General features: G+C 60.3%; 18 protein-coding genes. 8 read left to right on the top strand and 10 right to left on the bottom strand.

Annotated features, from left to right (window positions below):
• Window positions 1-117: 117 nt before the first annotated feature.
• Window positions 118-1,005, bottom strand: a complete 888-nt coding sequence (locus tag CFter6_RS04680; RefSeq protein WP_150118878.1) for a LysR substrate-binding domain-containing protein — start codon at window positions 1,003-1,005, stop codon at window positions 118-120.
• A 38-nt stretch (window positions 1,006-1,043) separates the two neighbouring features.
• Window positions 1,044-2,453: an FAD-binding oxidoreductase gene (locus CFter6_RS04675; protein ID WP_061538935.1), complete on the bottom strand. Its 1,410-nt coding sequence runs from the start codon at window positions 2,451-2,453 to the stop codon at window positions 1,044-1,046.
• Between the two features lie 101 nt (window positions 2,454-2,554).
• Between CFter6_RS04675 and CFter6_RS04670 the strand changes: the two genes are divergently transcribed.
• On the top strand, window positions 2,555-3,112 hold the full coding sequence (locus CFter6_RS04670) for a cob(I)yrinic acid a,c-diamide adenosyltransferase (protein WP_061538934.1): 558 nt from the start codon (window positions 2,555-2,557) through the stop codon (window positions 3,110-3,112).
• A gap of 55 nt (window positions 3,113-3,167) precedes the next feature.
• Here the strand turns inward: CFter6_RS04670 and folE2 are convergent, their stop codons facing one another.
• The 4 genes from folE2 to CFter6_RS04650 all read right to left on the bottom strand — a co-directional run bounded on the left by folE2 (window position 3,168) and on the right by CFter6_RS04650 (window position 7,250).
• Window positions 3,168-3,971 (bottom strand): GTP cyclohydrolase FolE2, encoded by an 804-nt coding sequence (gene folE2 / locus CFter6_RS04665; RefSeq protein WP_061538933.1) that lies wholly within the window; start codon window positions 3,969-3,971, stop codon window positions 3,168-3,170.
• 180 nt (window positions 3,972-4,151) lie between these two features.
• Window positions 4,152-6,023, bottom strand: coding sequence for a 1-deoxy-D-xylulose-5-phosphate synthase (gene dxs / locus CFter6_RS04660; RefSeq protein ID WP_061538932.1), 1,872 nt, complete (start codon window positions 6,021-6,023; stop codon window positions 4,152-4,154).
• A 16-nt stretch (window positions 6,024-6,039) separates the two neighbouring features.
• Window positions 6,040-6,987 carry a polyprenyl synthetase family protein gene (locus CFter6_RS04655; RefSeq protein ID WP_061538931.1) on the bottom strand — a complete coding sequence of 316 codons (948 nt, stop codon included), beginning with the start codon at window positions 6,985-6,987 and terminating at the stop codon, window positions 6,040-6,042.
• Window positions 6,984-7,250, bottom strand: a complete 267-nt coding sequence (locus CFter6_RS04650) for an exodeoxyribonuclease VII small subunit (protein ID WP_061538930.1) — start codon at window positions 7,248-7,250, stop codon at window positions 6,984-6,986. Before CFter6_RS04650 ends, CFter6_RS04655 begins: the two co-directional genes overlap by 4 nt.
• Before the next feature lie 223 nt (window positions 7,251-7,473).
• Here CFter6_RS04650 and CFter6_RS04645 point away from each other — a divergent pair, with 223 nt between their 5' ends.
• From CFter6_RS04645 to CFter6_RS04635, 3 genes are all read left to right on the top strand, one after another.
• A complete protein-coding gene (locus CFter6_RS04645; RefSeq protein ID WP_061538929.1) occupies window positions 7,474-8,577 on the top strand; it encodes an aromatic ring-hydroxylating oxygenase subunit alpha in 1,104 nt (367 codons plus the stop codon).
• A gap of 150 nt (window positions 8,578-8,727) precedes the next feature.
• Window positions 8,728-9,642, top strand: coding sequence for a DMT family transporter (locus CFter6_RS04640; RefSeq protein ID WP_061538928.1), 915 nt, complete (start codon window positions 8,728-8,730; stop codon window positions 9,640-9,642).
• A gap of 110 nt (window positions 9,643-9,752) precedes the next feature.
• Window positions 9,753-10,619: a sulfurtransferase gene (locus tag CFter6_RS04635; protein ID WP_061538927.1), complete on the top strand. Its 867-nt coding sequence runs from the start codon at window positions 9,753-9,755 to the stop codon at window positions 10,617-10,619.
• 50 nt (window positions 10,620-10,669) lie between these two features.
• On the opposite strand, the gene CFter6_RS04630 is transcribed toward CFter6_RS04635, so the two are convergent.
• The 3 genes from CFter6_RS04630 to polA all read right to left on the bottom strand — a co-directional run bounded on the left by CFter6_RS04630 (window position 10,670) and on the right by polA (window position 15,371).
• Window positions 10,670-11,431 (bottom strand): ZIP family metal transporter, encoded by a 762-nt coding sequence (locus tag CFter6_RS04630; RefSeq protein WP_257722415.1) that lies wholly within the window; start codon window positions 11,429-11,431, stop codon window positions 10,670-10,672.
• Between the two features lie 190 nt (window positions 11,432-11,621).
• Window positions 11,622-12,536, bottom strand: a complete 915-nt coding sequence (locus CFter6_RS04625) for a dienelactone hydrolase family protein (protein WP_061538926.1) — start codon at window positions 12,534-12,536, stop codon at window positions 11,622-11,624.
• A gap of 57 nt (window positions 12,537-12,593) precedes the next feature.
• Window positions 12,594-15,371 carry a DNA polymerase I gene (gene polA, locus CFter6_RS04620; protein WP_061538925.1) on the bottom strand — a complete coding sequence of 926 codons (2,778 nt, stop codon included), beginning with the start codon at window positions 15,369-15,371 and terminating at the stop codon, window positions 12,594-12,596.
• Here polA and CFter6_RS04615 point away from each other — a divergent pair, their 5' ends adjacent.
• The 4 genes from CFter6_RS04615 to CFter6_RS04600 all read left to right on the top strand — a co-directional run bounded on the left by CFter6_RS04615 (window position 15,372) and on the right by CFter6_RS04600 (window position 18,563).
• A complete protein-coding gene (locus CFter6_RS04615) occupies window positions 15,372-16,109 on the top strand; it encodes an LOG family protein (RefSeq protein WP_061538924.1) in 738 nt (245 codons plus the stop codon). It begins immediately after the preceding gene.
• Window positions 16,110-16,230: 121 nt separating this feature from the next.
• A complete protein-coding gene (locus CFter6_RS04610) occupies window positions 16,231-16,668 on the top strand; it encodes a hypothetical protein (protein WP_061538923.1) in 438 nt (145 codons plus the stop codon).
• A 119-nt stretch (window positions 16,669-16,787) separates the two neighbouring features.
• Window positions 16,788-17,744: a homoserine kinase gene (locus tag CFter6_RS04605; protein ID WP_061538922.1), complete on the top strand. Its 957-nt coding sequence runs from the start codon at window positions 16,788-16,790 to the stop codon at window positions 17,742-17,744.
• 21 nt (window positions 17,745-17,765) lie between these two features.
• On the top strand, window positions 17,766-18,563 hold the full coding sequence (locus tag CFter6_RS04600; RefSeq protein WP_061538921.1) for a BPSS1780 family membrane protein: 798 nt from the start codon (window positions 17,766-17,768) through the stop codon (window positions 18,561-18,563).
• Between the two features lie 94 nt (window positions 18,564-18,657).
• Here CFter6_RS04600 and CFter6_RS04595 read toward each other — a convergent pair whose 3' ends face one another.
• Window positions 18,658-20,937 carry a UvrD-helicase domain-containing protein gene (locus tag CFter6_RS04595; RefSeq protein ID WP_061542212.1) on the bottom strand — a complete coding sequence of 760 codons (2,280 nt, stop codon included), beginning with the start codon at window positions 20,935-20,937 and terminating at the stop codon, window positions 18,658-18,660.
• Window positions 20,938-21,001 lie beyond the last annotated feature (64 nt).

Genomic DNA, 21,001 nt, shown 5'->3' with positions numbered 1-21,001 from the left:
CTTTTCTGTTGTCGAGTATAACGATATTGTGTTTTTTACAGAACAATTTCCTCGGATATCCGCCTGAAAAGCTTGCGCCGCGCAGGTGAAATGTTTTCAGGCAACCGGCCGCCCGCTTCAGATGCGGCTGAAAGTATCTTTCATCCATTCAATGAAAGTCGTCACTTCCGGCCGTTCCTGCGGTTTTTGCTGGTACACCAGGTAATAGGCGTGGGGCGGCGAAGTCAGGCTGATATCGAACAACTGCACCACTTCCCCTTGCGCGATCATTTGCTGGGCAAAATGCTTGCGGGTCAGGCCGACGCCGTGGCCATGGCGCACCAGCTCCAGCAACAGGCCAAGGTCGTCGGCGCGCAAGCCCGAGGACGGTTCAGGCCAGTCCAGGCCCGCCGCCTGGAACCATGGCTGCCAAGGCTCCAGGGCCGAACGCAGCAGGCTTGCCTTGCGCAGGTCGGCAGGCTTGTGCAGCGGACCGACCTTCTTCAGGTATCCGGGGCTGGCGACGGCGAAGGTCGGTTCTTCAAACAGTTTCTCGGTGGTGGTGTTGGGATACTTGCCGGCGCCGAAACGTACTTCGAGATCGCTCTCGGTCAAACTCAGGTCGTACAGCGGCACCGACAGGAATATCTCGACCACGATCTCGGGATGCCGGCTGGCAAACCCGTGCAGATGCGGAATCAGCAGCTGGCGGGCAAAAGTCGGCGGCGCGGTGATCTTGACGCGCGGCTGCACCTGGGCGTTACGCTGCGGCAGCGGGAACTCGGTCAAGGTGCGCAAGGCGCTGCGCACCACATCCAGGTAACGGTGGCCGAATTCGGACAAGGTGACCGTCCTGCCTTCGCGCGAGAACAGGCGCTCGCCGACAAAATCTTCCAGCAAACGGATACGGTGCGACAGCGCCGACGGCGTGATGCACAGCTCGTCCGCCGCCAGTGCAAATGAACGATGGCGGGCGGCGGCTTCAAACGCGGACAAGGCATGCACCGGCGGCAGGCGATTGATCAATGGGGTTTTGTTCAGCATTATTACCTAGACACGTAGACTTACCACCGGATTATTTTTCCTGGATTCATGATGTTCTTCGGATCGAACGCATGTTTCAGCGCGCGCATGGTGGCAATCGCTTCCACGCCATGCTCTTCAATCAGGAAATCGATCTTGTGCAGGCCGACGCCATGCTCGCCGGTGCAAGTGCCGTCCATGCCGATGGCGCGGCTGACCATGCGCGCATTCACGCCCTCGGCGCGTGCAATGTCGGCTGCATCGTCGGGATCGACCAGCATCTGCACATGGAAATTGCCGTCGCCGACATGACCGATGATCGAATACACCATGCCGTTGGCCTCGCAATCGGCCTTGGTCTCGAGGATGCATTCCGCCAGGCGCGAGATCGGCACGCAGCAATCAGTGGAAATCGCGCGGCTGCCGGGACGCAATTGCAGCAAGGCGAAATAGGCGTTGTGCCGCGCGGTCCACAAGCGCGAACGGTCTTCCGGACGGGTCGCCCATTCAAAACCCACGGCATGATGCTCGGCGACTACCGCCTGCACCAGCTCCGCCTGCTCCTTGACGCCATTCTCGCTGCCGTGGAATTCAAACAGCAGCAGCGGCTGTTCCGGCAGCGCCAGTTTGGAATGCGCGTTGATGGCCCGTACACCGTTTTCATCCAGCAGCTCTACCCTGGCCACCGGCACGCCCAGCTGTATGGTCTGGATCACGGCGTTGACGGCGTCGGCGATGTTCTGGAACGAACAGACCGCGGCCGAAATGGCTTCCGGTTGCGGATAGAGCTTGACGGTCACTTCGGTGATCACGCCCAGCGTGCCTTCGCTGCCGACGAAGATGCGGGTCAGGTCGTAGCCTGCCGCCGATTTCTTGGCGCGGGTGCCGGTCTTGATGATACGGCCGTCGGCGGTCACCACCGTCAGCGCCAGCGTATTCTCGCGCATGCTGCCGTAGCGCACGGCGTTGGTGCCGGAGGCGCGCGTTGCGGCCATGCCGCCGATCGAGGCGTCGGCGCCAGGATCGATGGGAAAGAACAGGCCGCTGTCCTTGATTTCGTGGTTCAGCTGCTTGCGGGTGACGCCGGCCTGCACCGTCGCCGTCAGGTCTTCGGCATGGATCGCCAGCAGGCGGTTCATGCGCGACAGGTCGATGGAAATCCCGCCTTGCAGGGCCAGCACATGGCCTTCCAGCGAAGTGCCGCTGCCGAAAGGAATCACCGGGACCTGGTATTCGCTGCACAGCTTGACCAGAGCGGCGACCTCTTCGGTCGATTCGGCAAACACGACGGCATCCGGCGGCATGGGATCATACGAAGAGGCGTCGCGGCCATGATGTTCGCGCATCGCCATGGTGGTCGAGAACCGTTCGCCAAACAGAGTGCCGAGGGTGGCAAGCAAGGCGTCGGGCAACGGTTTCTTCTGGGCCGCTAGATCGGCTATGTGATTCATTGGAAGGTCTCCTTGTCCTTTGAATTTTACTCTGCGGGACTGCGCTCTGCTGGTGTAAAGTACAAGCTCCCGCATTCCACTCCGAATCAACACAGAAAACCATGGGTAACCGACTCTCAAAGATTGCCACGCGCACCGGCGACAAGGGCACCACCGGCCTCGGCGACGGCAGCCGCACCGACAAGGACAGCCTGCGCATCCAGGCCATCGGCGATGTCGACGAGCTGAATTCGCAGCTGGGCCTGCTGCTGTGCGAACAACTGGCCGCGGAACTGCGCGAAGCATTGTTATCGATACAACACGACCTGTTCGATCTCGGCGGCGAACTGTGCATTCCCGGTTATGCGCTGGTCAGCGCGGCCCAGGTGGCCCGGCTCGACGACCTGCTGGAAAAATACAATGCCGGCCTGCCGCCGCTCAAGGATTTCATCCTGCCAGGCGGCAACCGCCCGGCAGCGCTGGCGCATGTCTGCCGCACGGTCTGCCGGCGCGCGGAACGCAGCATCGTCAGCCTGGGCAAGAGTGAAACGGTGAATGAGGCAGTGCGGCAGTATGTGAACCGTTTGTCGGACTTGCTGTTCGTGCTGTCGCGGGTATTGAACCGCGCGGATGGCGGCAGCGATGTGTTGTGGCAGAAGGACAGGTTGCGGGACACGTAAAAAAAGGGATGAGGCCGCCACCGGCATCATCCCGCCCGCTTTACATCAATCGCGCTTATTTGCCGCGCTTGTCGTGTTCGATCAATGCATACGCCGAATGGTTGTGGATAGACTCGAAATTTTCCGCTTCCAGCACATACGCCAGCACGCGCGGTTCATTGTTCAGGGCCACCGCCACGTCGCGCACCAGGTCTTCCACGAACTTCGGATTTTCATACGCGCGCTCGGTCACGTATTTTTCGTCCGGCCGCTTCAGCAGGCCGAACAGTTCGCAAGATGCCTGCGCTTCGATCTTCGCGATCAGCTGGTCGACCTGGATCTCGCCGTCCAGCACCGCGTTGACGGTGATGTGCGAGCGCTGGTTGTGCGCGCCATAGGCAGAAATCTGCTTCGAGCAAGGGCACAGGCTGGTCACCGGCACCAGCACTTTCAGCGTGATTTCCAGCTGGCCCTGGCTGATCTCGCCGGTCAGGCCCACTTCGTAATCCATCAGGCTCTGCACGCCGGAAACCGGCGCGGTCTTGTTGATGAAATACGGGAAAGTCAGCTCGATGCGGCCGCGCTCGGCGTCCAGCAGGGTCACCATCTTGCGCATCAGATCGCCGAACGACGCGACATCCAGCGGCCCTTCCAGGCCTTCCAGCAAGGCGATGAAACGCGACATGTGGGTGCCCTTCTGCTGTTCCGGCAGATGCACGTACATGTTCCAGCTGCCGATGGTTGGCTGCGCCGTTGCTCCGGTGCGCACTGTCACCGGATAACGCACGCCTTTTACGCCAACGCGCTGGATCGCCAGGTGGCGGGTGTCGACGCTACTTTGCACGTCTGGAATCGTCAGATTCTGGTCACGAGTATTCATGCTTAACCTTTGAATGAAAGGCTGCCGGCAGCAGCCTGATCCCGCTTCGCCTGCAGGCTCGGCAGGAGAACCGGGGTGGTTGGATATAAGTCTGGCTTGGAAGCAGCCGTTCGATCGGCAGCAGCGTCCTGGCTGGAATTGCTTGAATTGCTTGAGAACGGCGCAGGCGGCCAGGCCCGCTTAATTCTGGTTGACGACCAGGCGCGGCTGGTCCTTGCCGAAGCGCTGGCGTATCGATGCGGCGATACCTTCCGCATTCAGGCCGCATTGCGCCAGCAGCTGGCCGACGTCGCCATGGTCTATAAATCGGTCCGGCAAGCCCAGATTCAAGAGCGGCTTGACGCATCCTGCCGCCGCCAGCGCTTCCGCTACTGCGGAGCCGGCGCCGCCCATGATGGAGCCTTCCTCGACCGTGACCAGCGCATCGTGGCTTTGCGCCAGCTCCAGCACCAGCTCGACGTCCAGCGGCTTGATGAAACGCATGTTGACGACCGTGGCGTCGAGCAGTTCGCCCGCTGCCACGCTAGGCGCCAGCATGGAACCGAATGCCAGGATCGCTACGCTCTGGCCTTGACGCCTGATTTCGCCTTTACCCAAAGGCAATGTGGTCAGTTCCGGAACAATGGCGGCGCCAATACCGGCCCCGCGCGGATAACGCACCGCTGCCGGGCCGTTATGGTGATACGCGGTCGACAGCATCTGGCGGCATTCGTTTTCGTCGGACGCAGCCATCACCACCATGTTGGGGATGCAGCGCAGATACGCCATGTCGTAGTTGCCGGCGTGGGTGGCGCCATCGGCGCCGACCAGGCCGGAACGGTCGAGCGCAAAGGTCACGTCCAGGTTCTGCAGGGCGACATCGTGGATCAGCTGGTCATAGGCGCGCTGCAAGAAAGTCGAATAGATCGCCACTACCGGCTTCAGCCCTTCGCAAGCCAGGCCGGCAGCGAAAGTGACAGCATGCTGCTCGGCGATGCCGACGTCGTAGAAGCGCTGCGGAAAACGCTGGGCGAACGTATCCAGGCCGGAGCCGCCCGACATCGCCGGGGTGATGCCGATCAGCTTGTCGTCTTGCGCCGCCATGTCGCACAGCCAGTCGCCGAATACCTGGGTGTAGGTCATCTTGCTGACCGCGGCCGGCTTGATGCCTTCGGCCGGGTTGAACTTGCCCGGGCCGTGATACAGCACCGGGTCTGCTTCCGCCAGCTTGTAGCCCTGGCCCTTCTTGGTCACCACGTGCAGGAACTGCGGCCCCTTCAGGTTCTTCAGGTTCTGCAAGGTCGGAATCAGCGATTCCAGGTCGTGGCCGTCGATCGGGCCGATGTAGTTGAAACCGAATTCTTCGAACATGGTGGCAGGCACCACCATGCCTTTGGCGTGTTCTTCGAAACGCTTGGCCAGCTGCCGCATCGGGCCTGGCAATATCGATTTGCCGACGTTCTTGGCCTGGGCATAGAACTGCCCCGACATCAGGCGCGCCAGGTAGCGGTTCAGGGCGCCGACCGGCGGCGAGATCGACATGTCGTTATCGTTCAGGATCACCAGCATGTTGATGTCGTCATACACGCCGGCGTTATTCATGGCTTCGAACACCATGCCGGCAGTCATCGCGCCGTCGCCGATCACGGCGATCGCGTGACGGTCGGTTTCGCCTTTGGTCTTGGCGGCCAGCGCCATGCCCAGCACGGCGGAAATCGAGGTTGACGAATGGGCGGTGCCGAAGGTGTCGTATTCGCTTTCGCTGCGGCGCGGGAAACCGGAAATGCCGTCAAGCTGCCGCAGCGTGTGCATGCGGTCGCGGCGGCCGGTCAGGATCTTGTGCGGATAGGTCTGATGGCCGACATCCCACACCACGCGGTCTTCCGGCGTGTTGAAAACGTAATGCAGCGCGATCGTCAGCTCCACCGTGCCCAGGTTGGACGACAGGTGGCCGCCGGTCTGCGCCACCGATTCGATGACAAATTCGCGCAACTCGTCGGCCAGCGGCCTGAGTTGCGCCCGCGTCAGTTTGCGCAGGTCTGCCGGGCTGTCGATTGTGTTGAGTAATTCCATATCTAAGCCTTCTGTTCTAAGCCTTGCGTTGCACGATCAAGTCCGCCAGCTCACGCAGGCGGCGTGCCTTGTTCCCAAAGATCGCAAGCGCCTGGTGGGCGTCGTTGCGTAATTTTTCTGCCAGCGCCTGCGATTCCGGCAAACCCAGGATCGAGACATACGTCGGCTTGTTGTGCGCGGCATCCTTGCCGGCGGTTTTTCCCAGCGTCGCGGAATCCGCGGTCGCGTCGAGGATATCGTCCACCACCTGGAACGCCAGGCCGATGGCGGTGCCGTAGGCTTCCAGCGCCTGGATTTCAGCCGGCACCAAGGCCTTGCCACCCCATGCTCCCAGCAATACCGAAGCGCGCAGCAGAGCGCCGGTTTTCAGCTTGTGCATCTGTTCCAGTTCTGTCAGCGACAGGTTGAGGCCGACGCTGGCCAGGTCGATCGCCTGGCCGCCGCACATGCCGAGCGAGCCGGAGGCTTGCGCCAGCAGGCGCAGCATGACGATCTGGCGCGCCGAATCAATTTTCGCACCGATTTCCGCGCCGGCTTCGGCCAGCACCACGAATGCTTGCGACTGCAAGGCGTCGCCCACCAGCAGGGCGGTCGCTTCATCGTATTGCACATGCACGGTAGGCTTGCCACGGCGCAAGGCGTCATCGTCCATGCAAGGCATGTCGTCGTGCACCAGTGAATAAGCGTGGATCATTTCAACTGCGGCGGCGGCGCGCTGGGCAACGCCGGCTGGCGTTGCAAACAGTTCCCCGGCGGCAAATACCAGCAAGGGACGGACCCGTTTGCCGCCATCCAGCACGGCATAACGCATGGCCTGGTGCAGCCTGGTCGGGATGCCGGTTTCGGCCGGCAAAAACTGCCCAAGAGCAACTTCCATATCAAGCTGCACCTGCCGCATCCAGGCGGCGAAAGCCGGCTCCGGGGCCAGGCTGGATGCCGGGTTTGACAATTGCGCCGCGGTCATTCGTCGGCCCCGCTGCTATGGTCTTTCAAAGCTTCGCCGGCAAACGGCTTGAGCATGTCGCCTTCCAGCACTTTGACCTGGCTGTCGACCTTTTCGAGTTGCACGGCGCAAAACTTGACCAGCTCCGATCCTCGTTTATAGGCGGCGACGGATGCTTCCAGCGGCAACTCGCCAGCTTCCATTTGGGCGACCAGTTGCTCCAGCTCGGCCATCGCTTGTTCAAACGATGCAGGGCTGCTGGCGGAAATCGGATTTTTTGGCATAGTGGCTATAAATAGTTTAGTTCGCTATTTTAGAGCAAAGCTCTATAAGCCGTTGAAATTCGAGGGCTGTATCTGGATAAAAAGCGTAAAACAGCGCCAAAACCGGCATTTTTATGGGATAATCCTCGGTTCTGTCCAAAATTTCCGTTTCATATTATTTGAACACAGGTTTTTGCGGATTCTTTCTCTCTTAGGTTGATACAACACATTTGGGGGTGGAGGGATGTCCGATCTGGCTTCTATAACCAAGCTCGCGCGCTCCGATGCGCAACTTCCGGTCAACGTCTACTTTGACGAAGCGCTGTTAAAGCGCGAAATCCAGCAATTGTTTCAGAATGGCCCACGTTACGTCGGCCATGAACTGATGGTGCCCAACGTCGGTGATTACGCCACGCTGGCTTCTGAAAACGAAGGCCGCATGCTGGTGCGCAATCCCCAGGGGATTGAGCTGGTATCCAATGTCTGCCGCCATCGGCAGGCAAAAATGTTCGACGGCCGCGGCAATGCCCGCAATATCGTCTGTCCGCTGCATCGCTGGACTTATGACCTCAAGGGCGAACTGATAGGCGCGCCGCATTTCGGCGAAACGCCGTGCATGAACCTGTCCAGGACGCCCTTGCAAAACTGGAACGGCTTGCTGTTTGAGCAAAACGCCTTCCATGTCGGCGAAAAGCTGGCACAACTGGGCGTGGCCAAGGATCTCGATTTCAGCGGCTACCTGTTCGACCATGTCGAAGTCCACGAATGCGACTACAACTGGAAAACCTTTATCGAGGTTTACCTGGAGGACTATCACGTCGAACCGTTCCATCCGGGCCTCGGCAGCTTTGTCAGCTGCGACGACCTGGAATGGCAATTCGGCAAGGATTACAGCGTGCAGACCGTGGGCGTCAACCACGGCCTGGCGAAATCCGGCTCGCCGGCATACAAGAAGTGGCAAGAGCAAGTGCTCAAGTTCAACAACGGCGAACCGCCGAAGTTCGGCGCGATCTGGCTGACCTTGTATCCCAACATCATGGTCGAGTGGTATCCCCATGTCCTGGTGGTGTCGACGCTGTGGCCGCGCGGTCCGCAAAAGACCACCAATGTGGTCGAGTTCTACTACCCCGAGGAAATTGCGCTGTTCGAACGCGAAATGGTCGAGGCGGAACGCACCGCATACATGGAAACCTGCGTCGAAGATGATGAAATTGCATTGCGCATGGATGCCGGACGGCGCATCCTGATGGAGCGCGGCGTCAATGAAGTCGGCCCTTACCAGTCGCCGATGGAAGACGGCATGCAGCATTTCCACGAGTGGTACCGGAGCCAGGACGGCCTGGTCTAAGCATTTCCGGATCGGAAACGGGGCCGGGGTCAGTGCGCATGCTGAAGCGCACAAACCCCGGCCCTTTGTCATTATTTAGCGCCACGGGCATGCACTGCGACCAGAATCAGTCAGAATAGCAACACCGCTCTTCTACTTCATTCCCGCCCCATGCAATCACTCTGGATGCTGTTCGCTAGTCTCATGTTTTCCATCATGGGAGTCTGCGTCAAGCTCGCCTCCGACCACTACTCCATCGCCGAAATCGTACTGAGCCGCGGCCTGATCGGCATGCTGTTCATCGTCGTCCTGATCCTGCTGAAAGGCGGCACCCTGAAGACCCCCATGCCGCGCCAGCACCTGTGGCGCGGCGTGATCGGCGTGATTGCCCTGTCGCTGTGGTTCTATTCCTTCAGCCTGCTGCCGGTGGCGACCGCCACCACCCTCAACTACACTTCCTCGATATGGCTGGCGGCAATCCTGTTCGGCGCCGCCTGGTGGCGCGGCAACAGCCGTTTCGAATGGGGCATGGCGTTCACCATCCTGCTCAGCTTCATCGGCGTGATGCTGTTGCTGCGGCCATCGTTCGACGCCGACCAGACCACCGGCGGCATGATCGCGCTGGCATCCGGCCTGCTGTCCGCCGTGGCTTACCTGCAGGTGCGGCGCCTGGGCAAACTGGGCGAACCGGAGTATCGGGTGGTGTTCTATTTTTCAAGCACCAGCGCCCTCGCTGGCCTGGCCGGCAGCATCTTGCTATCCGGCGGCGGCATCCCGCTCTGGCATGCGCATAGCGCGCAAGGCCTGGCCTTGCTGATTACGCTGAGCCTGTCGGCCACCTTGGCCCAGATGGCCATGACACGCGCCTACCGCCTTGGCAACCCGCTACTGACCGCAAACCTGCAATACACCGGCATTGTCTTTTCCAGCATATGGGGCATCCTTATCTGGCACGACCAGATGGACTGGCGCGGCTGGCTTGGCACCGCCGTAATCCTTATAAGCGGTTTGCTGGCAACGTTTTATAATCAAAAGAAGGCGCGTCCGCTCAGCTCCTTGCATGAGGAAAAACCAGTGGCTGGCTAAACGGGGTCGCCTAGACGGGGTCGCCCAGACGGGGGCGCCTGGCCCGACCCTTGATGAACTGCCGAGCGTTGCCCTGCATCACCTGACACACACTTGATAAAAGGAATGCCATGTCTCAAGCCCATCCCTACCAGACGCTGATTTCTGCCGCGAACTTGCTGCAGAATGCGCAGAACCCCAACTGGGTCATCCTCGACTGCCGCCACGACCTGGTGGATGCCGCCGCCGGCAGGACGGCATATGATGCCGGCCATATTCCCGGAGCCCGTTTCGCCAATCTCGACCGCGACCTGTCCGGCGCCAAGCAGGCGGCCGACGGCAGCTTCAAGGGCCGCCATCCGTTGCCTGAAACAGATGCGCTGCTGGCAACGCTGCGGCAATGGGGCATCAATGACGATACCCAGGTCGTCGCCTACGATGCCCAGGGCGGCATGTATGCCGCCCGCCTGTGGTGGCTGCTGCGCTCCATCGGCCACAGTTCGGCGGCGGTGCTGGACGGCGGCCTGGCGGCCTGGCAAGCGGCTGCGGGCAGCCTGTCGACTGCCGAGCCGGCGCCCGCGGCCGGCAACATCAGCGCCAAGCCGGCGCTGACCAGCAGCGTCGATGCGCATGACATCCTGCTCAACCTGACCAATCCGCGGCGGACTATCCTCGACGCCCGCGCGCCGGACCGCTTTCGCGGAGAAAATGAAACCATAGACCCGGTTGGCGGCCATATTCCCGGCGCCAAGAATCGTTTCTTCAAAGACAATCTGCAAGCGGACGGCCGCTTCAAGCCCGGCCATCAATTGCATGAGGAATTCGGCGCCCTGATCAGCGAACCGCAAGCTGCGGTCATGCAATGCGGTTCAGGCGTCACCGCCTGCCATAACCTGCTGGCGCTGGAAATCGCCGGCTTGCACGGCGCCGCCTTGTATCCGGGATCATGGAGCGAGTGGTGCTCAGATCCGAAGCGGCCGATGGCCAAGGGCGTGTAGGGTAGGCACGCCTTTGTGCCCACGCGTGACCGCTATGTGCCGCCCTACATTTAATGATGGTGGGCGTGGCGCGTCAGGAACAGCACGATGGCGACGCCTGCCCCGATCAGCAGTATCTGCGGAATGGTTTCGCGCAGGGTTGCCCGGCGCTGCATCTGCGGCATCAGGTCGCTGACGGCGATGTAGATAAAGCCCGATGAAGCAAATACCAGCACGTAGGGAATCCATTCCATGCCGCGCTCCAGCGTAAAGTAGCCGAGCAGGCCGCCCACCACCGCCATCAGGCTGCAGATCAGGTTATACACATAAGCGCGGGTGCGCGAAAAACCGGCGTTGAGCAGCACGATGAAATCGCCGATTTCCTGCGGTATCTCATGCACGATGATGGCCAGGCCGGTGATCAGGCCCAAGTGCGGATCGGCCAGGAAGGCCGCGGCGATCAGGATGCCGTCGGTAAAATTGTGCAAGCCGTCGCCCACCAGGATCATCCAGCCGGCTTTGCCCGCCTCTTTCTTGTCATGCCCGTGGTGATGGCCGTGGCCGTCGTCCTCGTGATGGTGCGAATGGCGCAGGATGGCGAACTTTTCCAGCACAAAAAACGCCAGCAGGCCGCCCAGCAGCACGGCGAACAGCGTATGGTTGTCCGCCTTCGATTCGAAGGCTTCCGGCAAGGCGTGCAGCAAGGAAGTCGCCAGCATGATGCCGACCGACAGGCTGACCATGCGCTCGACCATCTTGGACAGCAGCGCGAACGAAAAAACGGCTGCAGCGGTAATGCTGAAGAGGCCGGCGATCATGGTCGCCAGGAGGATTGAAACGAGTGTGGAATTAATTTTTTTGCTCCGGCAAACAGCTTTACATGCAACAAGGTTGCAAATTAAAGCACAGCTGCTGCATTTCAGCAAACGTATTTCAGCAAAATCAGCTGTTTATCGGGACTCGGTGGCAGCCGGCAAATATCGCTCTATCTGGACGGCAGGCGTCCAGATACAGGCGCGGGCATCAGCTCGCGCCATGTTCCTTGAACCAGGCCAGAACACGCTTCCAGCCGTCTTTTGCATCCGCCTCGACATAACTGGGCCGGTAATCGGCGTTGAACGCATGGCCGGAATTCGGATACACCACGATCTCCGACTTGCTGCTGCCCTTGGCCAGCGCCGCCTTCATCTGCGCCACATGGTCTTGCGTAATGCCCTGGTCCTTGGCGCCGTACAAACCCAGCACCGGCACTTTCAAGGTTGCTGCGATGTCGACCGGCTGCTTCGGCGTCAATGCCTTGATCTCGGCCTCTGTCTTGCCTTCAGGGTCCTTCCCCCTGACCAGGCCGCCGTACCACGCCGCGGCAGCCTTGACCTTGGGGTTGTGGCTGGCGTATAGCCAAGTGATGCGGCCGCCCCAGCAAAAACCGGTGACCGCCAGCTTGTTGACATTGCCGCCATTTTTCTTGGCCCAGGCCACGCAGGCATCGAGATCGCCCAGCACCTGGTCGTCCGGCACTTTGGAAATCACGTTTACGTACAGTTCCGGGATGGATGCGAAAGCCGCCGGATCGCCCTGGCGCTTGAACAAATTCGGCGCAATCGCAAGATAACCCAGCTTGGCGAAACGCCTTGCGATATCGGCGATATGCTCGTGCACCCCGAAAATTTCCGAGACCACCAGCACCACCGGTAAATTGGTTTTCCCCTCTGGCTGCGCGCGGTAGATCGGCACGCTCAGGCCATTTTCCTCGATGTCCAGCGCGCCGGCCGTGAGGCCCTCGCTATCGGTCTTGATCACGGTCTGCGCCGTTACCGGCAGCACGGCGGCGGCAAACCCTGTACCCAGGGCGGTTTTCATGAATGTACGGCGGTCCACGCCATCGGACAAGCTGGTTTTCGCCACCAGGCTATCAAAATCTTCTTTCAAATTCGGCATCAAGCTCTCCTTTAAAGTTGATCTTCAGCTATCGCAAAAACCGTGTGCGCATCGTCTTTAGTGCGCCTCGTCCCAGTTCTTGCCCACACCGACTTCGGCAATCAGCGGCACTTTTAGTTCAGCCACGCCGGCCATCAGCTGCGGCAGCTTTTCCCGCACCAGCGCCAGCTCGTCCTGCGGCACTTCGAGCACCAGCTCATCGTGCACCTGCATGACCATCTTGGATTTTAGCCGTTCTGTTTCAATCCAGCCTTGCACCGCAATCATCGACAACTTGATCAGGTCGGCAGCCGTGCCCTGCATCGGCGCATTGATCGCCGCGCGCTCGGCGCCCTGGCGGCGCTGGCCGTTGGGCGAATTGATTTCCGGCAGCCACAGGCGGCGCCCGAACACAGTCTCGACGTAACCTTGCGACTTGGCTTCCACCCGCGTCATGTCCATGAACTGCTTGACGCCGGCAAAACGCATGAAATATTTTTCGATATACATCTGGGCGGCCGCGCGCTCGATGCCGAGGTTGCCGGCCAGGCCGAATGCGCTCATGCCGTAGATCAGGCCGAAATTGATCACCTTGGCGTAACGGCGCTGTTCGCTGCTGACCTCGGCTGCCGGCGTGCCGAAAATCTCGGCGGCGGTGGCGCGGTGGATGTCCACGCCTTCGGCAAAGGCGCGCAGCATGTTTTCATCGCCGGAAATATGGGCCATGATGCGCAGTTCGATTTGCGAATAATCAGCCGAGACAATCACGCTGTCCGGCGGCGCCACAAACGCTTCACGGATACGGCGGCCTTCGGCCGTGCGGATCGGGATGTTCTGCAGGTTGGGATCGTTGGACGCCAGCCGCCCGGTCACCGCCACCGCCTGCGCGTAATTGGTATGCACGCGGCCGGTATTCGGGTTGACCATCTTCGGCAGCTTGTCGGTATAGGTCGATTTCAGCTTGGACAGGCTGCGGTAGTCGAGCAGTACTTTCGGCAGCGGATAATCCTCGGCCAGTTTCTGCAGCACTTCTTCATCGGTAGACGGCGATCCGGACGGCGTCTTCTTGACCACCGGCAGCTTGAGCTTGTCGAACAGGATTTCGCCCAGCTGTTTGGGTGAACTCAGGTTGAACGGCTGGCCGGCCAGTTCATAAGCCAGCTGCTCGATCTCCAGCATGCGCTTGCCCAGCTCGTTCGATTGCGTCGCCAGCAAGCTGGCGTCAATCAGAACGCCGTTGCGCTCGATCTTTTGCAGCACTACCGATGTCGGCACTTCGATTTTTTCGTAGATGAACCTGAGCTTGGCGTCGTCGGCGATGTGCGGCCACATGGTCAGGTGCAGCTGCAGCGTGATATCGGCGTCCTCGGCTGCGTATTCGGTGGCGCGGCCGATCTCGACTTCGTCGAAACCGATTTGCGAAGCGCCCTTGCCGCATACTTCCTGGAAGGTGATGGTCTGGTGATTCAGGTGGCGCAGCGCCAAGCTGTCCATATCGTGGCTGCGGTGCGATTCGAACACATAGGATTCGAGCAGGGTATCGTGCACGATGCCGCGCAGGTTGACGCCCTGGTTGGCGAAAATATGGCTGTCGTATTTCAGGTTCTGGCCGACCTTGGGTTTGCTGTCGTCTTCCAGCCAAGCGCGCATTTTTTCCAGCACCAGCTCGCGCGGCAATTGCGCCGGCGCATCCTGGTAGCGATGCGCGACTGGAATATAGGCGGCGATACCGACTTCGCAGCACAGCGAGATGCCGACCAGCTGGGCCGTCATCGGATCGAGCGAAGTGGTTTCGGTATCGACCGCAGTCAGGCTGGCTTTGTCGATGCGCTGCAGCCACTGGTCCAGCTGGGCTTCCGTCAGCACGGTTTCGTACTGCCGCTCAACTGGCGCCGCAGTTGCCGCAAACAGGCTGCTCTGGGCCGGCTCGGCGGCTCCCGGCTTGCTGCCGGCAGCGGCCGGCTTTCCCGCCTCAGCTGTGTCGGCGGCATTGCCCGCTACGCTCAGTTCGCGCAGCCAGGTCTTGAAGTTATAGCGCGTGAACAATTCGATCAGCGTCTCTTTGTCCTGCTCGGGCGCCTTCAGCGATTCCGGGATCGACACCATGTGCGCACTCAGGTCGCAATCGGTTTTTACCGTCACCAATTCCTTTGCTTTCGGCAGCCAGTCCAGCACTTGCCGCAGGTTCTCGCCGACTGCGCCGCCGATGTCGGCCGCATGTGCGATCACCTGGTCGACCGTGTCGTATTGCGCCAGCCATTTGACCGCGGTCTTCGGCCCCACCTTGGCGACGCCGGGGATATTGTCGACGGTGTCGCCGATCAAGGTCAGGTAATCGACGATGCGCTCAGGCGGTACGCCGAACTTGGCGATCACGCCGGCGCGGTCCAGCGTTTCGTTGCTCATGGTGTTGATCAGGGTCACATCATCGTTGACCAGCTGCGCCAGGTCTTTGTCGCCGGTCGAGACGATGGCCTGCATGCCGTGCGTCACGGCCTGCACGGTCAGGGTGCCGATCACATCGTCGGCTTCCACGCCTTCGACCATCAGGATCGGCCAGCCCATGGCGCGCACGGCGGCGTGAATAGGCGTAATCTGTTTAACCAGGTCTTCCGGCATCGATGCCCGGGTTGCCTTATAGTCGGCGTACATGTCGTCGCGGAAAGTTTTACCTTTTGCATCGAACACGCAGGCGAGGTAAGCTGAGGGGTAATCGAGGCGCAAGCGGCGCAACATATTGATGATCCCATACATCGCGCCGGTCGGTTCATTGGCAGCATTGCGCATATCGGGCAAGGCATGGAAGGCCCGGTAAAGATAACTGGAACCATCAACTAACAGCAGGGTTTTTTGCATATGGAATTGAACGGAAAAAATGTGCCGCGTTTGCGGCAAGTGACGGACATCGAACGCGCAACTTCCAAGAAGGCGCGCGAATCGTGGCATATGTTCACGATTATGGCAGAATTTATCGAGTCGACCGAACGCCTTTCCGAGTTGCATCCGGCAGTGTCGATCTTCGGCTCGGCCCGCATCAAGGAGGACAATCCTTATTATCCCTTGTGCAAGGATATCGCACGACGCTTTTCCGACGAAGGTTTTGCCGTGATTTCGGGCGGCGGTCCAGGTTTGATGGAAGCGGCCAACAAGGGCGCGTTCGAGGGCAAGTCGCCGTCGGTCGGCCTGAATATCGAACTGCCGCACGAGCAGAGCGGGAATAAATGGCAGGACATCTCGCTCAGTTTCCGTCATTTCTTCGCCCGCAAGGTCGCCTTCGTACGTTACGCCGACGCCTACATCGTGCTGCCCGGCGGTTTCGGCACGCTGGATGAGCTGACCGAGGTGCTGACGCTGATCCAGACCGGCAAATGCCGCCACATCCCGATCATCCTGGTCGGCAGCAGCTTCTGGAGCGGGCTGCTGGACTGGTTCCGCAGCCAGCTGGTGGGCGACGGCATGATCGCAGCCAAGGACATGGACCTGATCCAGGTGCTGGACGATCCGGCCGAGATTCTCGCCGCCGTGGTGAAATTCTACGAGGCGGGTGAAACCGTCATGGCGGAATCCGACCGCCATGCCAGCGTGCTGCTGTAAGCCGCGGCGTCGCCTGAGAGCCTGTTTCCGACAGATTCCCGGCCCCTTATCGCCTATAGGGGCTGGCGGTTTGTTACAATGAAGACTTCCATCTTGTTTTAATCAAGGTAGCCAAATTCTCATGAATAAATCACAAGTCTGGCAGCTGCTGGCAGCAGGTATTGTCTCGCTCGCAACACCATTGTTGGTAAATGCGCAACAAGCGCCGCAACCGTCCAGGAATGCAGCGCCGCCACCGCCTGAGCTGCAAAAGCTGGAAGAAGGCGAAGCGCCGGCTGTCACTATCCGCAAACCGGGCGACGAACCAGCCGGAATCTCGCAAAAGCGCGAGCAAGGCCGGGTTACCGAAGTCAAGGTCGAGAGCGGCGGCAGCACGTATTACGTGAAGCCGGGATCGCAAGCCGGCACGCTGCAGCCTGGCGATTCGATCCCGCGCGGCGCGCAATGGCAAATCAAGGAATTCGACCTGGGCCAGAAAGCCCGCAAGCCCGGCGAAGCAGTGCAGAGCGACAGCGATGCCGGATTGCCGCCGCCGACAGTGGAGCCGTCCAAGAACTAACCTGGCGATTCATCAGCAGCCATGCGGCTGATGCGCGGAAAACCTCTGCGCATTTGCCGCATATTCATTCCAACCCGGCCTGAACCTTGTCCGAATCTTGTCCTTTTCCGATTTTCCCCATGGCAGTATTTACCCCCGTCACGCTGGACGATCTCACGCAGTGGATCCCTCCCTTTTCCTTAGGCAAGGCACTGGCGATCAGGGGCATCTCGTCCGGCATCGAAAACAGCAATTTTTTCATCGACACCGAGCGCGGCGAGTATGTGCTGACGGTCTTTGAAAACCTCAGTTTCGAACAGTTGCCGTTCTACCTGGAACTGATGCGCCACCTGGCGCAGCGCGGCGTGCTGGTGCCCGAGCCTATCGCCAACCTGCAGGGCCAGATCATCAATCCGCTGCATGGCAAGCCGGCCGCCATCGTCACCAAGCTGGAAGGCGATTGCCAGCTGGCGCCGGCGCCGGTGCATTGCGCAGCGGTGGGCGCGATGCTGGCAAAGATGCACCTGGCGGCGCAGGATTTCTCGATTCGCCAGCCGAATTTGCGCGGCCTTTCCTGGTGGCGCGAAACCACGCCGGTGGTACTGCCCTACCTGCCGGAACAAGGGCAACAGCTGCTACGCGAGGAAATGGCGTTCCAGGAAAGCTTCGCCGCCTCGCAAACGTATAATCGGTTGCCGAGCGGACCGGTGCATGCCGACCTGTTCCGCAACAACGTGATGTTCGACGGCGAGCGGCTGACAGGGTTTTTCGATTTCTATTTCGCCGGCTGCGACACCTGGCTGTTTGACCTCGCGGTCACAGTCAACGACTGGTGCATAGATCTCGCCAGCGGCAAGCTTGACGACAGCCGGGTGAGAGCTATGCTCGATGCTTATCATGCGGTGCGGCCGTTCAGCGCTGACGAACAAAGCGCCTGGCAGCCGATGCTGCGCGCCGGCGCCCTGCGCTTCTGGCTGTCGCGGCTTTACGATTTTTATTTGCCGCGCGAAGCAGAAATGCTGACGCCGCACGACCCCGGCCATTTCGAACGGATTCTTCGGGAACGCGTAGCCCACCCGGCTCCGTTCCTGTATTAAGCAAAATTCTTGATTGAAACAATGGAAAAACTGCCTGCAAAAACCGGATGGATATGGATCAAGGAGGGGTTTGCGCTGTTCCGCAAACAGCCTGCCGAAATATCCACTCTATTCCTGGCTTACATGTTCCTGATGCTGCTGCTCAGTTTCGTGCCGCTGCTTGGGCAATTGCTGCCGCTGATGCTGGTTCCGGTATTTGCCATGTCCTTCATGCAGGCCTGCCTGATGATCGAACAGGGCAAGCGCGTCTATCCCAACCTGCTGCTGATCAGCTTCCGTTCGCCTGCGCTGAAAAACCTGCTGATCCTGGGCGCCCTGTACCTGGTGGCGGCGGTCATCGCCCTGGCCGCCTCCTCCCTGATCGACGGCGGCGTGTTCTGGCTGACGATCACCGGCCAGGCTGCGCTCGATCCCAAGGAGATACAGGATTCCAGCATGTCGCTGGCGATGCTGTTTTCCGCCGCGGTCTACACGCCGGCGGCGATGGCGTTCTGGTATGCGGCGCCGCTCATCATGTGGAAAAACATGAGCGTATCGAAAGCCATTTTCTACAGCTTCTTTGCGGTGTCGCGCGAAATCAAGGCCTTCACCGTATATGGACTGGCCTGGGCCGGCATCGGCGTTGTACTGCCGGCGATCGTCAGCGTATTGATCGCGGTGCTGGTCGGCAACCAGGCGGTCACGATCATGATCCTGCTGCCGCTGTCGATCGCCCTGACAGTGGTGATGTATTGCTCTTTCTATCCTACTTATACCCACATCTTCGGCAAACCCGAAGCGGACGTGCCGCCGCCTGCGGAATACCCCACACAAGAATGAACGCAGGGTGGGCAAGATTTTTTTTGCCTACGCGTTACCGCCGATACCAGCATGATGATGAATTCGAGGTCACGCGTAGGCACAGCTGCGCGCCCTACGCAACCTTCTCCAGCTTCGCCACGCTCAGGTCCAGCAGCTTCATGCCGTGCTTGCCGAAATTGATATGGGCGCGGGCGTTGCCGCCGCTGCCTTCGATATTCACGATCACGCCCTCGCCGAACTTCAGGTGCGCCACGTTCTCGCCAATGCGCCAGCCGATATCGCGCCGGCCGAAGTTCTTGGAGATGCTGTTGGCAGCCTTCTCGGGCGCCTCGTCCCAGGCCGATTTGGCATTGGCGAACCAGCTATGCTGCTGCACCTTGGGCGACAGCCACTTCAGCGCATCTTCCGGCAACTCGTCAAAGAAGCGCGAGCGCATGTTGTAACGGGTCTGACCATGCAGCATCCGGGTTTGCGAAAAACTCATGTACAGCCGCTTTTTCGCACGCGTGATGGCGACATACATCAAGCGCCGCTCTTCTTCCACGCCGGCGTCCTCTTTCTGCGAATTCTCGTGCGGGAACAACCCCTCTTCCAGGCCGGTAATGAATACCGCGTCGAACTCCAGGCCTTTGGCCGAATGCACCGTCATCAACTGCAATGCTTCCTCGCCGGCCTGGGCCTGGTTGTTGCCAGCCTCCAGCGATGCGTGCGAGAGGAAGGCAGACAAAGGCGACATCACTGCGGACAGCGGCGCATCGGCATCGAACACCTCGATGCCGTCGGCGGTGGTGATGGCGGCGCCTGACACCGCCTGCGCCTTGGGGCCCAACAAGGCCGGCGCATCGATGCCGAATCCTTCTTCCGAAACAAATAGGGTCGCAGCATTCACCAGCTGCTCCAGATTCTCGATGCGGTCGGCGCCTTCTTTTTCATTCTGGTAATGCTGCATCAGGCCGCTCAGGTCGAGCACTACCTGCACCATTTCCGGCAGCGGCAGATGCTGGGTTTCAAAGCGTCCGCCTTCGATCAGCTTGAGGAAGGAACCGAGCGTGGCGCCGGCCTTTCCGGCCACATACGGCACCGCTGCGTACAAGGAGATGCCGTACTGCTTGGCAGCATCCTGCAACTGCTCCAGCGAGCGCGCGCCGATGCCGCGCGCCGGGAAATTCACCACGCGCAGGAAGGCCGAATCGTTGTGCGGATTGTCCATCAGCTGCAGGTAGGCGATTGCATGCTTGACCTCGGCCCGTTCGAAATAACGCTGGCCGCCGTACACCCGGTAAGGGATGCCCGACGCCACCAGGGCGTGTTCGATCACCCGCGACTGCGCATTCGAGCGGTACAGCACGGCGATTTCGCTGCGGCTGGCGCCGTCGTTGATCAGGCTCTTGGTTTCTTCGACGATCCACTGCGCTTCCTGCAGGTCGCTGGTGGCTTCATAGATCCGCACCGGTTCGCCATGGCCAGCGTCGGTGCGCAGGTTCTTGCCGAGGCGCTTGCTGTTGTTGGCGATCAGCGTGTTGGCGCTGTCCAGGATATGGCCGTGGGAACGGTAATTCTGCTCCAGCTTGATCAGGTTCTCGACCCGGAACTCATGCTCGAACGCGCTCATGTTGCCGACGTTGGCGCCGCGGAAAGCATAGATGCTCTGGTCGTCGTCGCCCACCGCAAACACCGCGCCGCGCTGGCCCGCCATCAGCTTGAGCCATTTGTATTGCAGGTCGTTGGTGTCCTGGAACTCGTCCACCAGGATGTGCTTGAAGCGCGACTGGTAGTGCTCACGCAGTGGCTGGTTGCGGCTCAGCAGTTCATAGGTGCGCAGCAGCAGCTCGGCGAAATCGACCACGCCTTCGCGCTGGCATTGCTGGTCGTACAGGTCGTACAGCTCGACGAACTTGCGGTTGTAATCGTCGTTCGCCTCGACTTCGTTGGCGCGCAAGCCCTGGTCCTTGGCGCCGTTGATGAAGTACATCAGGTTGCGCGGCGGGTATTTTTCATCGTCGACATTGAGCGATTTCAGCAAACGCTTGATGGCCGACAGCTGGTCCTGCGAATCCAGGATCTGGAAAGTCTGCGGCAAAGCGGCGTCGCGGTAATGGGCGCGCAACAGGCGGTTGCACAAGCCATGGAAAGTCCCTATCCACATGCCGCGTGTATTGATCGGCAACATCGCCGACAAGCGCGTCATCATTTCCTTCGACGCCTTGTTGGTGAAGGTCACCGCCAGCACGCCGGACGGCGATACCTGGCCGGTCTGGATCAGCCAGGCGATGCGGGTGGTCAGCACCCGCGTCTTGCCGGAACCGGCGCCGGCCAGGATGAGTGCGGATTGCGCCGGCAAGGTGACCGCCGCGAGCTGTTCTGGATTGAGGTTATGAAGAAGATTTTGCATGCCGCCATTATAAGCTGCGCCGGCAGTTGCCCGATGCAACGATGACGCAATGATCGCGACCGGC

This window comes from Collimonas fungivorans (genome assembly GCF_001584145.1).
GTDB lineage: Bacteria > Pseudomonadota > Gammaproteobacteria > Burkholderiales > Burkholderiaceae_D > Collimonas > Collimonas fungivorans.
This window is presented reverse-complemented; position numbering and strand designations above follow the sequence as displayed.